Origin of the sequence: Flavobacterium sp. HBTb2-11-1, assembly GCF_009826975.1 — a bacterium.
Classification (GTDB): Bacteria; Bacteroidota; Bacteroidia; order Flavobacteriales; family Flavobacteriaceae; genus Flavobacterium.
On record NZ_WUMO01000002.1, the window covers coordinates 211,406 to 226,718 of the forward strand.

Genomic DNA, 15,313 nt, shown 5'->3' on the forward strand with positions numbered 1-15,313 from the left:
TACGGGCTTTCATCGTTATTTATCTGTGTTCAATCGTAAAAGTAAATCTTGCTTCCTTGTGTTTTCTTAAACGAAGGCTCGTATTTAAGATATCCATAATCACTCAATTCCTGGATGCATCTGTGATAAGTATGCGGAGAGGAAATCTTTGCTATTGGTGTTATATCATGTCTATAGACCTGTATTGGATTTACAAACTGATTCTGCGTCCTGTATTGAAGCAGAGACATGTAAATAGCAATATGTGTTGTGCTTATCCGAAAATCATTTTCAATTGCTGTAAAAAAATCTGATAGCGGTTTTAAATTTTCCATGTTGAATAATTTATAAACTTTGACTTTTAGCTGATCTATGTTGTCTTTGAGAAGACTGTACCGCTAAATTCTTTGTTTGCTTGTTTGAAGTTTTGGAATTTTGATTTAAAAGATCCGAAAGCAATACTTTTTTTAAATCTTCATTGTGAATCAAAAGCCCTCTGTTTTGTGGATTAGCTTCTACATAAAAATTTTGAGAACTACCATTTCTTTCTAATTTTATCAGCTCTCTGCCTCCATTTTTTAAAGATTTCAATATTTCCCCAAGCTGTATTTGATCCAAAGAATTTATAGGCAATTCTTTTAAAGCTTTGTTTAAATCATAGCCATATTCTTGAGGAAATTCTTTTATTCTGTAACTGCCAGATACATCTTTATCATTTAAATCCAATTGCTTCCAGATTCCATCGATTAAAACTGCCCGCCCTGAAAGTAATTCATAAGACTGCCTTGCATTAACACCATCGTCTGTAAAAAAGTGCTGTCTATTTTCTTCATTTTTGAATTGTGAATAAAGACTGGTTTTAAATCCTTCGAATTGATATTGGCCGGACTCATCTTTTTTAAAATTAAGAGAATGATCTAGTCTCTCTTTTTCATTTAAATAGTAAGAAACAGGCACAATAAATTTCGTTTCTCCCAGATTCATGTATCGCTCGACTTTTTTAAAAGCATCTTTAAAACCTATTCTTTCCAATTTTTCCTTAAGCTCATTGTTAGATTTCGCTTCAGTTTTGCTGTAAATAGCAGATTTTAATCTGACAGTCATCTTTAGAAATATGTTTTTATAAATAAACCTTCTTAGCTTTTCTGGGTATAACTGGTTTAGCAGATTATCGTGCTCGCTTTTCACAACTTGAAGAGTAAGGTTTTCATAAACACTATTCGTCTTACGATATCTAACCAGCACACTTTCATACCATTTTAACTTCTCCTTTAAAAGAGAAGTTTCAATTGAAGAACTGGAATGGAAAAGTTTTTTTAGGTTTTCCTCTTTACTATTCCAATCGTTTATTTCAACTGCAAGTCTATTGGTAAGGGACTGATCGTCCATCATTTTTTACTTTTGATTATTAGTGCTAAACAGATTTACCTGCTTTTCTTTGGCGGGCTATTGAGTTCTGCTCTTTCTGTGCTGGTTCATCATCATTATCATTGCTGACATTTTTATCTTTAGATTCTGACTGTTTTTGCTGTTTGCTTTCTCTATGATTGATTCTCTGAAGGCTGCCGTCATAGACATTTAATGTTTTAAACTGAGGATTGGCCTCTACAAACATTTTACTTTCCACACCATTGACAACAAAAGTTACAGACTGCAGATTTCCTTTCTTAAGCGAGCTCATCAAATTTTCTTTGTAGTTTGGAGTCTGAAGCTCTTTAATAGAATGTTTTTCGAGACTGGCCTCCAAGTCATAGCCATAATTTTGATGAAAATGGTTTATTTTAAAGTTGCCATTGCTCTCTGATTCTTTAAAATCCATTTTTAACCATGCGTTGTATGATTCCCCTTCCTTGGTTTTAAGATCTTTGTTCACAGAACGGCCTTCCATCAAGTTGTAAGCTTCCTTAAGAGTTATACTCGTGCCATCATTATTTATATAAAATGTTTGCTCCAGTCCTGGCTTGTTCTCCTCTTTCTGCAGATTCACATGATAAGAATTAAAGAAGTAAATGTCACTCTGATCTGATTTCTTGAAATTCAATTCAACTGTCAAAGTATCATTGTTTGGCACTCCATTATTCATAATCCCGCTATGGATGATTTTAAAATCCTTATCACCTTTCTGCATGTTCTCTTTTAGTTCTGTTTCAAACGTTTCCCCCATTCCAGTGTATTTTAACTGGTCCTTTAGATATTCTAAATTTTTCTCGTTCATTGTATTTGCATTTAAGTTGTTTTCATTCAATTCATTTCTCTCTTTATACAGATGCATGAAATCATTTACATCAACGGTCTCTATTCGAGAAGTATCAATACCGCTCTGTAGAATTATGTTTAAGTCATTGATGAGAGATGTTATTGGAATATTCTTAAAATAATCAACATCATTAGGCCCCACAAGGCAATAATCCGCTGCAGCCATCGATGTTCTAAAAAACTGAATGGTATCACTGTCTGTAATTAATTTCAAAGGATATGCTGCAAATTGATAACCGTAAGAAACCATCTCTTCCGCGTATGATAACAGCGTTTCAGCATCTGCTACATTTATTGTCATGATATATCTAGTTTAAAATTTATCCATGTTAAATGCCTCGATTGGAAATACTTTATCGGTCAGGTTACTGCTGATATCAAGTTCAAGTTGTCTTCCACCACTTTTTTCAATTAGCTGAAGTGTGAGATATTTGTTTTCAGGAATAGTAAACTTTTCGAGTGCATAAACTCTTATTACTTCAGACTTATAGGGGATCACAGCGGATGACGTAGTTTGATAAAGCGGCTCAATTTCTATTTCCTGCGATGCAGTTCGTTTTGATTTTTTTTGATCCCTTATAAAAAATCGGAACTGATCAATGTCATAGTTAATCTTTGACTTATTTTCAAATACTATCCTCAAATACATAACATCCTGATAGATAAAAATACCGTTTAGCTCTAGTCTTATCTGATACTTAGATTTGTTGTAACCGCTGATTTTATTCTTTTTAGATAGTGCCAGGGAGGAACATTGTTCTATTTTTTTCTGGTTTTCGTTCTCAAGTGAAAATACAACATCTCTGCTTGCAGCAATAGAATTCACGGCTTTAACATTCAAATCCGGACAGTCATCATCATAATTCAGTACAAATACGTATAATCTCGCGTCAGAAGTGACAACAGTCAGGTTGGTCTGCAAAAAATGCTGTTTAGCTGCTTTAATCAGCAATATATTCTCCACACCTTTGGCTTTCTGTACCAGTACCTCATCACTACCTTTATCAATGCTCTTGATTGGGTAGGAAAAAACAATACTTGTTGTTTTGGAGTATCCGATCTGAACGCTTTTGTATTGGTCTTCGTTGGCTATCGTCTCTTTTACACTCAACTGAGAATAGGCTAAAACAGAAAACAGCAATAAACTCATTTTAAGTAAATGATTAATTCTTTTCATTTTTTTTCACTTTAAGGTTTTAGATTCTTTTGTTTTTCATCATACAGAAGTACTTGATATCCTCCTTTAACTATTACTTTGATGAGTTTTACTTTCTTACTTAAAAGACTTTTTGCCGCCTCTATACCCATACCTGCTGCCTGAGCTCCCCAAGAATCTGTAACACCGGTCAATCCTAAAGTCTGTATTGAACGGTCTGCAGAAGCCTTCGCTACATCCCTGCCGATTGCGCCTGGAATATTTATCCCTTCAATTCCATCAATATCATAAACAGCAAGCTGAACTGGGAATATTGAGTTTCGGTATTGCAGATTTTCTATCTTTATCTCAAGTCTTTCACCCTTCAAGGCGGCAATACCATAGAGGAAAGTATTTTTTGGAATTACTTTACCCTGAACTGTCGCATCCCTTCCGAGTCTTAATTTTATAACTGATCCGTTGACAATAGTCTGGGTTTCATGCACAAATGCTTCCAGTGCATTTTGAGGAGAATCTTCATTTGTTGCCTCTTGTACTGTATAAAAAGCATTCTGTTGAGAATTGTTTTCTGCTTTATTTTCCTGAAGTGAGGTAATATTAATTGACGCTTTTTTGCTATCTACGTTATAAACTTTTCCTTTCTTGCTTTCTGAATTTTTAAGCAGCTTTTCCGCAACTCTTGAAGGATGTTGGATATCGAGTATTTTCTCAAGCATACCGCTCAATTGCTGCAGTTCGGGATCTGGTTGAGATTCCCCCATAGTAGACATCATTTTTTCTAAGTCCTTGATCTGCGTAGAAACATCGTTGGATGAACCATAATTCTCAAACTCGCTCATGTCCTGCCCATACTTGTCTACTGTAGATGGCTGACTGATCGCTTTCTGCAACAAATGCAGTTTTTCATATATCTTTTTTTCATTCCTGTTCTGCAGCGGCTCTGAATTTAGCCCTCGACCATTGCTTAAAAATTCCTTTAACGTCACATCCGATTCAGCAAATGGACTATGAGATTGCTCAAGCAGCTTATTATTAGAGTAATTCGGATCTTTTTTAATTTGTTCCTGCAGTTTAATGGAGTCTACCGCTGCCTTGTCATAATAGCTCATTTTATTTAAAGATGAATCTTCTTTAAACTTTGGAATGGGCAGATTAAAATTGAAACCTTTTTTAATTTTATTTTCTGTCGCATCTGTACTCATCTTTCCTCCACCTAAGGTGTAAAACAAAATAGATATGAAGGGAAGAGATATTAAAGGTAGCATTAAAAGCATTTTTCTTTTTTTATCTTCTTTCATAGAAATAGTTTTTCGTTCCATGTCTTTACTTTTTAAAATGAATTCAATTATTATAGAAGTATTTACCATGCTTTTCCTCGACTGAAAAATATCTCAGTTTAAAGCCTCATAAAGGATAAATAGGAAATAAGCAGAACTAATAGCAATAAATAATACCAAGAAAAGAATCAATTGCTTTTTGGAGAACCCTTGCGTAAGAACCTCCATCTTTCGCACCCATTTTTCCTGTAGAAACAGATAGTATCTGTTGTATACAAATAGAGCCTCTCTTTTTTTAAATAGCGATTTCATCTACTTTCTGTTTTCTACACCGAGGTCTTTGTTTTCAATAGTATTGAAACGCTCTATTAAAAAACCGTGAGGATTATTATCACTTCTTGATACATTTCGAAGGCTCCCTTCGGTAATTAGGTTTCTTTTTAAAATGCTTGTAGTTCGAATTATGTTCTGTCTGGCAAAACATTTAAATCGATATGGATAATCTTTAACGTCGATGTTGATGCTGTCTATTTGTACAGTCTGGCTGATATTTCCAGATATAACTCCTGAATAGAATCCATTTTCCTTAAGGTCGTCGTAAATTCTTTTTGCACTTTCATCAGCCAGATATAAAGCCTTAGTCACATTTGTTTTAATTACCTTGTCATCAGGGTCAAGGGTAAAGAAAAATTTGTGAAATGTTTTGACATGATCTCTGGCTTCCACTGGTATATTATCCTTCCTGTCAGAAGCATACGCTTCGAGTGCTTTGCCCGCGGCCAGGATATAAACCTTGTCTTGCATTCTGGCTACAGTCTGAAAACTTTTATAAAGCGCAAAACAGCAGATAACAACACAGCCTGCAATAACCAGCATTGTAAAGCTTCTTACATATTTAAAAGCTGAATCAATATTCTTCATTTTAGTAAACATGATCTGTTTTTTTTAAGTTTATTATGAATTTCCTTTGAGTTTGTCCCCCATGTAATTTCCTTTCTCTTGAAAATAGGGAGAGGAAGCTGAAGATGAGGACATACTCTGCGACATTTTCCCCGCCGCATTCCCCATGCTGTCCATAACCATTGCGGTTCCTTGTGTTGCTTTAGAAATAACCGAGCTGGTTGAACCGCCAAATAAACTCGTAGTCTTTTGAGCCAGTGCTCCCCCGCCGCCTGCATGCACTATATAATTAGCCACTGAGGGAACAGTGAAATATCCAATAATGCCTATTATCAAAAATATCAAGTATGCAATATCTGTTCGGCTGAAAAAAGTATCGCCAGTTGCTTGAACCTGTGAAAGATCTAGCTTCAGCATTAATTCCTGTATCTTTCCGATGATACTTCCAAAAATATTGGCTACAGGAAGCCATAAATAGATATTGATATATCTTGCCAGCCATACTGTGAGGGTGTGTTGGAATCCATCAAATACAGCTATTCCAAAAACAAGCGGCCCCAAGATTGAAAGAACTACCAGTTGAAATGTTCTTAGCGTATCTATGCATAGAGCAGCCGCTTCAAACAATACCCTTAGTACCTCGCTCATCCATTCTTTTACTGAATTCCTAAAGGCATAAGATGCTTTTTCCATTGCAAATTTCACATCGTTGCCAATTCCTGCAAGCATACCCTCATCTGAAGGATCAGCGTCGTCGTGCGTATATTTGTACCATCTGTCCCTATCACCGCTGCCAGTCCCGCCGACATACATTTTCCATGTGTCTGTTTCTTTAATTGCTTTTTCCTTTTCCTTTAAAAGAACAGCAATTGCATTATTCGATCCCGCAGCCATGGCAGCCGTCGCAGTTACAGTTGGTTTCATAACACTGTTGATCAGTGCCAGTACAGATGGAAAAATCATAATGCAGAACCCGATCACAAAAGGCCGGAACAACGGGTAAAAATCTATTGGTTCGGCATTGGCGATATGTCGCCAAACCCTTGAAGCTATGTACCAGATGGCTCCAAAACCCGCAATTCCCTGCCCCACACCGATAAGATTTGAGCACAAGGGCATCATTTCATCATAAAGCCTATCTAAAACGGAATGAAGACTCTGCATTTGATCTCCTAATCCCTGAGCAGAACTAAAAAGAGGGATCATCACCAGAATTACAGAAAGGATTTTATTTCTTATTGAAAGTTTCATACCCTTAGTTTTTAAGTTCCTGTATTGCCTTGGAGGCATAAACATCTTTTTTTTCTTTTGCTCTCTGGAGAAGCAATACGTTTGCAGATGCATTGAAATCTCTCATGAAAAACAGCTTATCCTGCATCTGCAGATAAATATTATCAATAGCTTCCAATCTTTCGTCGTCCGACATTCTCAACTTATCGGCGGTAATAACCATTGTGAGCTCATCAAGATTCCTGAGGCTTTCACTCAGGAGATGGCCATAAACTTGATCAAAATATTTTATTTCCTTCTCGCTAAAATTCTCGCTTTTTATTAATCTGCCCAGTGCGTTCCTGCTTTCTTTTACCAGCAAAATCTGGTAATTGACAATATCTCCCACCCTCTTGTAATTCTTTACCATTGGACTGACCTGCATTAGGGCATCTAGAAAAGCCTTATGAAGATTGAAGTTTCCTTCGGACATATCTTTAACCGTCTTGTATCCACCGGACAGAAGTTCGTAACCTTTTTTCATATCACTAAGTATCTTTTTGAACTGCGATAGTTTTTCAATGTTCAATATCAGCTGCTGGATTTCTGCTGACTGTGCATTTGATTTGTCCGGTACAAATAATAAGATCAAAATTATTCCTAGAATTAATATCCTTTTCATGAGTTTTAATTTAATCCATATGACGCTTTTATGCTTTTAGAATCATTTAGAACTGCTCTCTTAGAAAGAGAAAGCAGTTTTACATCATTGCTGAATGAAGCACAGAAATTGTAATCATCTGTCATTTTTTTATGCAGCATATCAATCCGTTCAATTCTCTGGTCATCTTTTAGCTCCAGTTTCGAATCAATTGTGAGGACTAAAAGCTGTTCGAGTGTGTCATCGCAGCTTTGAAGCAGTCTTACAAAAGAACGTTCCACATAATCCAGCTCGCTTCCATGAAATAAATCGTGCGTTTTTAAACTGACTAAAGTCTCTTTACAGATTTTCAAGATCTGAAACTGCAGCGAAATAATTTCAGCAGCTTTGTAGTAGGTTCTGACTTTTGGATTAACTTTTGCCAGAGATGCAAAATAATCACCATGAAGGTTTACCTCTCCTCTTTTGGCATCACCAATAAAATTGAGTCCTTTTGACACGGCAGAATAACCTTTTTTAGCATAATCAATATAAACCTGAAGTGCTGCAATCTGCAGAAGCAGTTCCTTGCGCTGCTTGGCTTGCGCTTGTAGTCCTTGCTGAAATACAAGTATTAGAAGCAATGGTATTAATAATTTTTTCATGATTTATCTCTGAATTATGGTATTCCGTAAAATTCTTTGACACGATTTACATCTGCTTCTGTTTTTGCCCTCTGCAGACTCAATAAAACATTCTGCTGATTGAACATAGTAAGATCATCGTAATTAGCATCAATCTGGTCGGCAGCTTTATTAATGATTTCCAGTCTTTTCAAATCACTCATCTGTGTAGTAAACGAATCAAGTATCAAAAATATCTCATCGATATTCTTCATGCTTTCTTCTAAAATACCGGTATAGACCTTCTCCATGTAGCGAATCTCACTTTCTTTAAAGTGTTTATCCTGTCTAAACAGATTCCATGCTCTTTCGTATTCCTGAACCAGCTTTGTCTGCTTCGCAGTAATTTCTTTTATCCTCTGATAGTAAGTGATAATTGATTTCACTTTTGCAAGCTCTTCATAATAGCCTCTATAAAGATCTTTCTGCTTTTGCGTCCATTCTGAGATTTCGTCGAGTTTAAGTTTAGAGAGCACATTTTCGACCTGCTTTTGGGCATTCTGAAGCCAAATCGTTTTGTTCTGCAATTTCTGGATCCGAAGATCAATAGCTTTTATTACTTTCTTTGTCACTGCTTTAACGATTTCCAGTATTGGCAGTACTGCTGTTTTTTCAGCTGGTCTGACCGGAGTTGCAACCAGCAGAAGACAAATAAAACAAGTTGCTAATTTCTTTTTCATTTTCTCTTTAATTTAATTTGCACTTCGAATTTCCTGAGCCATCGCGGCAATTCCTTTTTTAATGTCCCCGCCGAATTTTTTGGCGTAGGCATTCATTTTCACCTTTTCGCTTTCCTCTGTTGTATAAGCTAAGTATTCCTCTAAAGAAACTTCTGTCCTATACACTTTTGACAGCATTCCGCCCAGTGAGATAAACACTTCCTTATATTTCTTGCTGGGATCGTTTGCCTTGTTGACCGAGAGAACAAGCGCTTTCTCTTTTTCAGTCAGTCCCAACAGCTCCTGAATCTGATCAAATTTATTCTGGTATTTGCTTTGGTCTAACAGGATTTTACAGTCACTGTTGTTGATTATAGCCTGTTTTACTACAGGTGATGAAATTATATCTTCAACTTCCTGAGTGACTACTATAGCTTCACCAAAAAATTTACGGACAGTCTTGAAAAGATACTTTATGTATTCGGCCATTCCTTCCTTCGCAATAGCTTTCCAGGCTTCCTCAATCAGGATCATTTTACGCACCCCTTTCAGCTTTCTCATCTTGCTGATAAAGACCTCCATAATAATGATGGTAACCACCGGAAATAAAATTGGATGATCCTTAATGTTATCTAGCTCGAACACAATAAACCTCTCTTTTAAAAGTTCCAGATTTTCCGTGGCATTTAACAGATAATCAAACTCACCTCCTTTATAATAGGGACGCAGTACGTAAAGAAAATTATTGACATCAAAATCCTTTTCTTTAACCTTGTCGCTTTCCAGAATGGGAACAAAATCATCTTTTAAGAATTCATAAAAACTATTAAAGCACGGAAAAACATCCGAATTGATTTCTAACTTCTCATAATACAGCTGAAGGGCGTTAGAAAGTGCTACATACTCACTGCGGTTAAAAGTTTCATCATCTTTCTTCCAAAGAGCCAGCAGCAGTGTTTTAATGCTTTCTTTTTTTTCAGTATCGAGATTATCTCCCTCTGATATGTAAAATGGATTAAAACGAATCGGATTCTTTTCATCGTAGGTGAAATAATAGCCGCCAACCATATCGCAAAGCCCCTTATAACTATGCCCGACATCTACCAGAACAATATGTGTGCCCTGCTCGCAATAACTTCTTACCATATGGTTGGTGAAAAAAGATTTACCGCTTCCTGAAGGTCCTAAAATGAATTTGTTCCGATTGGTGCAGATTCCCATTTTTACAGGCTCGTCGCTTATATCTACATGAACCGGTTTTCCCGTCAGCCTGTCTCCGAGCCTTATACCGCAAGGGCTAAGAGACGATCTGTAGCCAGTTTCCATATTGAGGAAGCATACCGCCTGCTCTGTAAAACTGTCGAAAGTATCATTCATCGGGAAATCTGCCGCATTCCCTGGCATTCCTGCCCAATAAATCTGCGGTGCACCTACAGTCTCCTGTTTTGCAGCCGAATCCATCTGCGCCAGTGCTGATGAAACCTTGTTTTTAATATCTTTTAGTTCTTCTTTATCCGCACTCCAGGCAAGGACATTAAAATGTGCTTTTACAGGGAGTCTCTGCTGGGATATAGCTTCATTAAGAAAATCATTAGTTGCATCTCTGGCAATCACGTTCTCCCTGCTGTAGGCAGACAGCGACTGAAGCCTCAATCTTTTACTCTCGAGTTTCTGGATTGTTTTCTGCGCATCCTCAATAAACAGATACTGATTATAAATATGATTGCAGGACAATAGCTGACCCAGCGTAGATGCAAAACCAATGCTGAATTTTGTTTTATCGGTCGAATAACGGTCGAAATTAATCCTCGATCCGCATAAACCAGGCAGATCTGCTGCATCACCTAAAGTAAACAGCTGGCAGTATTTATCGCCAACCTTCAGCCCTTCATCAAAAACTATGTCGTTAAAAACAAAAGAATCTTCTCTCTCTGATAAAAGACTATACCGTTCAATAATACCAATCTTCCTGCTTTCACTTTTAAGAGAATTATTTTTGAGGCGCTCAAGCTTTATAAATCCGCTGTCTTCCATAACCCTGCGAAACTGTCCCGTACTGTCAATGAAATCCTGCAGTATTTGAGGGTTCAACGTTTCTTGAGGCACCAATGTATTCCTCAAAAGACTGGAAAATAAAGAACTGGAATTTTTCCTCCCTGCCGGTTTCTTAGTCAGCATAATATAACAGGTATGATCTAGAAAAGGTCTTTCATTAAAGAAGCGCTCACTGCTCCTTGTCAAAAAACTGCTGTCATCGCTTGAAAAGTCCGCCACATGTTTCTTTTCAAGAAACCAGTCCTGTTTGTGAAAAATGCAGTGTTTAGGCAGCAATTTCAATGCCTTTATCCAAGACTGGTGAAAGGCTTCATACTCTTGGTCCGAGAGCGTAAAAATTTCGGGAAGCTCCGCCTTGAATACTACAGTTACATCACCTTGTTTTGATAATATGCAATCATGTTCTACTGCCATAATTGGCAATATATCTTCCATCCTCTTCCCCATCTCTCTCCTTTTTTTGTTTAACGTTTTACAGCTATATCTTTATAAAAACTTCCCTGCTTTTTACATTTATAAATTTTGGAATCTGTTTTTTTGCGAAAGCTTTCATCATTCCATATTCACCGTATTGATTGCTCATCCTGTAGATTTTAAAAACCAAAAATCCACCTACAGCTCCAATAATACCTACACATATCAAAGAAGGAACACCTACGATATAGAGAATTGCAAACAGTATCATAAGACATACGACTCCACCACCTAGGTACCAGATGTATTGCGCTTTGAGCCCCTTAAATTCAATACTTTGATTGATTCCCTTATTAATCTGATACACACTGTTCATTAGACTCCGAAAAAAGATTTGATAACAGTAGCCACCACAACAAGAAATACACAGCTGCCAAACCAGGCGGCAGCTACTTTTCCGGTATCAGGATCACCGGCATTCCACTTTTGGTAAACTTTCACAGCTCCGATAAGGCCTAGGATTGCGCCTACTGCATACATCAGTTCCGTACCGGCATCGAAGTAGCTTCTTACTTTCTGATTTGCTTCGTTAATTCCAGCTACACCGTCTTGCGCATAAATTTTAGTTTCATACACTAACAATAATAACAAGATGCCATATGACAATACTTTATCTTCATTTACTTCCTTTAACTTCCACCAACATTTTTTCATCACACATCATTTTAAAGATTATTTATAGTTAAAAAGCAGAGGAACACCGCCGTTACAGCTCTATCATCTTGTCACACAAAGCCATACCGCACCAGAGAGAACAGGGGTTATTCCTCCGCTGAGTTTTAAGAAATAGTCTCCTCCCACAGCTGATCCGCTTCGGCAAACGTTAATGAAAACTGAGGGTGCTTTTCGCTTTCGGAGACTATTAAATTGTTTACATCTTCACGCAATGAAGAAATCTTCACATAAGGATATTCTTCAAGAACCATTCGCAGGTAATTTTGGAATTGTTCTTTAAACAAGTTTTTCTCGGCACTTTCTTTTACAGCTTGAAGTATTCTGACGGATAGTTCTTCTGCATCATCTAAAGTGTCAAAAGATTCTGAAAAAGACGATGACAGACCTGTGTGTGTTTTTCTTTGAAGTAAAGACCTAGAACCTGTAGATTTTTTAAGCGGGTCGCTGCCATTTCTTTTCCCGCTGGAGAAAAATTCCTTTAAATCGCCTCTATAGAATTTAAGCAGTACTACTAGATACCATACGATTAAGATTACACCTATGACAGTAAGGTAGCTGCCCCATGAAACATTTGCAAACATAGTCTTCTTCATTTATCATTCAACATTTATCTATCCAAATCAAAATCTTTAGAGGAGATATGATTTATTTTACATGTCAAAGGAACAACTAGAATCAGGCTTCTACAAGTACAACTTTTCTTGTACCCTTTTGTACCCCTTGAGTTTGTTGGTCAGCAGAAGATAATATGTATATATTCACACTGATAAATAAAAAAGGCTTCTGCAGTTAGAGTAACCACAGAAGCCTTTCAAATGATATTAGTCGTTTTATTTTGAACGCATCGCTTTAATTAATTGCGCATTACGTCTATCAGCACGTGAATTCTGAAGCGATAAAACCGCCCAGATTGCCGCTGGTATCCAGCCAATCAGAGTAATCTGCAGAATGAGACAAATGATTGCTGTAAAAATCTTACCCCTTAAGAAAAAGGAAAGTGAAGGGAAAAATATTGCTATTAATGTCATAATCTAGAATGTTTAGTAGTTTGTCGTGAATATTCAGTTTTGTTACGCAGATTGATTATTCAGTATGTCTTGATCTTTTCAATAATTTTTTTAAGTGTTTGGATAGCAATCTCCTTATCCCTGTCCTCAGCATTATAAGATTTACTTCGAACAGATTGATACGAAAGATCTTTTTTGAAAGGCGTAGATAAAAAAGGAACAATAGTTTTAAAAACCAAGTTCATTGATCTTGCTTTTAAAACCCTAGATTCATCACTTGCTCGTAAAATCAAAGCCATTTGATCAGTTGACAGAATGCATTCAACTTTATCATTTGATTTGCCTAATTGTTCTGAAACCAAATGTTCTGCATTAATCTGACTCTCAAGATACGCAGCCTCATAACTAAACCAGTCCAGTAGAATACTTTTAATGTTTTTTGTAGCAGGATTAAAAGTTACATTTTCATTAGAATACAGCTGATTTAACTCTTTTGAATTACACATAAGAAAATTCAGCCTTTCATTTGCATCTTCGATAAGACTAGTATTTTCAGATAAATTGTCGATAAGGAAATCAATATATCTCTTGCTGTTGAAATTAGTTTCAATTAAGATTTTATCTAATGCTGAAAATATAGATAAGGATTGATTTAGATATGATGTTTCCAATAGACGATTCATAAGCTGGCGCTCATACAAAATTTGTCTAAAAGAAGCTTTATTGTGTGAAATTTGAACAGATTCAGATAAAGCATCTTTAATAATATCAATTGTACTTCTTTCCTTTTCCGTTTCAAATGGCCTCTTTTCTAACATCTCAATTTTATGAATTAACTCTTTTCTCGTTACTGCAAGGTAAGTTATCGGTACTCTTTCATCAAGACTCAGAAAATTAGAAAATCTATTTTCCACAAAAGAAAGAAGCTCATCAAGCGTGCTTATAGTTAGTTCTATAACTTTTGCCAAGTCTTTTTTCTTTAGTTCCTTGCATTGCTGATTCTCAACTGCACTATCAAGAAGATATATTAAATTAGAATGGTACTTACGTACCTGTAATCGTATCTGCCTCTTTTTAACTAATGAAAAAATTTCATTCTTCATGCGAACCTGAATATGATTCGCTTCTTTTACAATATTTTCTGTAATTAATGTTACTTCTGTTTTAGTTAAAATGGTAACATTCGATTTATTTGGATTTAGTATTTGCAGTATAACATAATCTAACCATTCTAAAGGATATATAGTATTCATAGTACACTTGTTTAATGTAGGCCAGACAACGAAAACTATAGAGCAGTAAATCCTTCTGTAGATTTCGAGCGGTAAATAGATGGGGAGGTCGAGGTATGTTTTTTAAAAAAATTACTAAATACTGAAACACTGCTAAACTCCATTTCCTGTGTTATTTCAGCAATAGTATAATGAGGATCATCCAGCAGGATTTTAGATTCACTAATTAAGGAATCAATTATTAAACTTTTAGGGCTTTTTCCGGTAATTTCTTTTACTACTTTATCTAAATATCCAGCAGTAACAAATAATGCACCAGCATAAAACTTTACATAGTGCTGTTTTTTATAATGTATTGACAAAATAGTTAAAAACTGCATCACAAGGTTTTCCTTTCTATTAAAACTGATTATTGAATTTGCTGAATGTTTCGAATAAATTAGTTTGAGTTCGTAAAGAAATAAACTTAAACTTATCCGAGGCAGATCGCTATCGTTCCCATTTCGCGTAGCATCTAGATTTACAAAATAAATAAGCTTGTAAATGAGTGACAAAACCTGATATTCCTTTTCTTCCAAGGCAATCTTGAGAGGTTCTTTAGTTATAAAAAAGTACAAAGATTCTACTAAATCTTTTTTAAGGCAGTTCTTATGTACAAAATCCGAAGAAAACAATATTACATATAGCTGTAGGTTGTCACGAACTTCTAAAAAAGTGCAGTAAGAATCTTTAGGGATTACAATAAGTTCATGAGATATTAAATCTTGAGTTATTTCCTGAAGTTTAATTTTTAAACTACCCGATCGAATTAATAAAATTGATAAATTTTCAGTTTTAAACAATTCATCGTTTAAAGTTATTCTTTCATACTTTTTAATAATATGGATATCCAGCCCTTCTATAGGAAGTTTTTTTAGGTCAGTATTAATGAGATCTTTTATCATCTTAATAGGTGTTTGATGCTTTTTCGTTAATCCTTAAATCTTATCCTAATCATGAGATAAGACAGTAAATAGAGATTAAGCAGACAGGTAATGAAAAATAGGTAAGCCAGGATGCGGACAGATATTGCGCCCTCTTGTCCAGATCGAAGCAGGCTTTCTATTTCATC

The 15,313-nt window shown here is 35.9% G+C and carries 17 protein-coding genes; all 17 read right to left on the minus strand.

From position 1 onward, the window contains the following. Positions 1-29 precede the first annotated feature (29 nt). Complete coding sequence (locus GR162_RS06055; protein ID WP_160781368.1) at positions 30-314, minus strand: hypothetical protein; 285 nt, start codon at positions 312-314, stop codon at positions 30-32. 10 nt (positions 315-324) lie between these two features. Further along, complete coding sequence (locus GR162_RS06060) at positions 325-1,371, minus strand: hypothetical protein (protein ID WP_160781369.1); 1,047 nt, start codon at positions 1,369-1,371, stop codon at positions 325-327. Positions 1,372-1,393: 22 nt separating this feature from the next. Next, positions 1,394-2,536, minus strand: coding sequence for a hypothetical protein (locus GR162_RS06065; protein WP_160781370.1), 1,143 nt, complete (start codon positions 2,534-2,536; stop codon positions 1,394-1,396). Positions 2,537-2,548: 12 nt separating this feature from the next. After that, positions 2,549-3,412, minus strand: coding sequence for a conjugative transposon protein TraN (gene traN / locus GR162_RS06070; RefSeq protein WP_160781371.1), 864 nt, complete (start codon positions 3,410-3,412; stop codon positions 2,549-2,551). 11 nt (positions 3,413-3,423) lie between these two features. Beyond that, entirely contained in the window at positions 3,424-4,710 is a 1,287-nt protein-coding gene (traM, locus tag GR162_RS06075) for a conjugative transposon protein TraM (protein ID WP_160781372.1), read from the minus strand. Between the two features lie 270 nt (positions 4,711-4,980). Beyond that, positions 4,981-5,601, minus strand: coding sequence for a conjugative transposon protein TraK (gene traK / locus GR162_RS06080; protein WP_160781373.1), 621 nt, complete (start codon positions 5,599-5,601; stop codon positions 4,981-4,983). A 21-nt stretch (positions 5,602-5,622) separates the two neighbouring features. Further along, positions 5,623-6,774 carry a conjugative transposon protein TraJ gene (gene traJ / locus GR162_RS06085; RefSeq protein ID WP_370516232.1) on the minus strand — a complete coding sequence of 384 codons (1,152 nt, stop codon included), beginning with the start codon at positions 6,772-6,774 and terminating at the stop codon, positions 5,623-5,625. 49 nt (positions 6,775-6,823) lie between these two features. Then, positions 6,824-7,459, minus strand: a complete 636-nt coding sequence (locus tag GR162_RS06090) for a TerB family tellurite resistance protein (protein WP_160781375.1) — start codon at positions 7,457-7,459, stop codon at positions 6,824-6,826. A 5-nt stretch (positions 7,460-7,464) separates the two neighbouring features. Next, positions 7,465-8,082: a hypothetical protein gene (locus tag GR162_RS06095; RefSeq protein WP_160781376.1), complete on the minus strand. Its 618-nt coding sequence runs from the start codon at positions 8,080-8,082 to the stop codon at positions 7,465-7,467. Positions 8,083-8,096: 14 nt separating this feature from the next. Beyond that, positions 8,097-8,780, minus strand: coding sequence for a conjugal transfer protein TraI (locus tag GR162_RS06100; RefSeq protein WP_160781377.1), 684 nt, complete (start codon positions 8,778-8,780; stop codon positions 8,097-8,099). A gap of 12 nt (positions 8,781-8,792) precedes the next feature. Continuing rightward, entirely contained in the window at positions 8,793-11,261 is a 2,469-nt protein-coding gene (locus tag GR162_RS06105; RefSeq protein ID WP_160781378.1) for a TraG family conjugative transposon ATPase, read from the minus strand. 31 nt (positions 11,262-11,292) lie between these two features. Beyond that, complete coding sequence (locus GR162_RS06110) at positions 11,293-11,604, minus strand: DUF4133 domain-containing protein (RefSeq protein WP_160781379.1); 312 nt, start codon at positions 11,602-11,604, stop codon at positions 11,293-11,295. Continuing rightward, complete coding sequence (locus GR162_RS06115) at positions 11,604-11,942, minus strand: DUF4134 domain-containing protein (RefSeq protein WP_113678690.1); 339 nt, start codon at positions 11,940-11,942, stop codon at positions 11,604-11,606. The genes GR162_RS06110 and GR162_RS06115 overlap by 1 nt, the downstream gene beginning before the upstream one ends. A 125-nt stretch (positions 11,943-12,067) precedes the next feature. Further along, entirely contained in the window at positions 12,068-12,556 is a 489-nt protein-coding gene (locus GR162_RS06120) for a hypothetical protein (protein ID WP_160781380.1), read from the minus strand. 237 nt (positions 12,557-12,793) lie between these two features. Continuing rightward, positions 12,794-12,991 (minus strand): YqaE/Pmp3 family membrane protein, encoded by a 198-nt coding sequence (locus tag GR162_RS06125; RefSeq protein ID WP_160781381.1) that lies wholly within the window; start codon positions 12,989-12,991, stop codon positions 12,794-12,796. A 59-nt stretch (positions 12,992-13,050) separates the two neighbouring features. Then, entirely contained in the window at positions 13,051-14,223 is a 1,173-nt protein-coding gene (locus GR162_RS06130; protein WP_160781382.1) for a hypothetical protein, read from the minus strand. 35 nt (positions 14,224-14,258) lie between these two features. Next, positions 14,259-15,146 (minus strand): helix-turn-helix transcriptional regulator, encoded by an 888-nt coding sequence (locus GR162_RS06135; RefSeq protein WP_160781383.1) that lies wholly within the window; start codon positions 15,144-15,146, stop codon positions 14,259-14,261. Between the last annotated feature and the right edge of the window lie 167 nt (positions 15,147-15,313).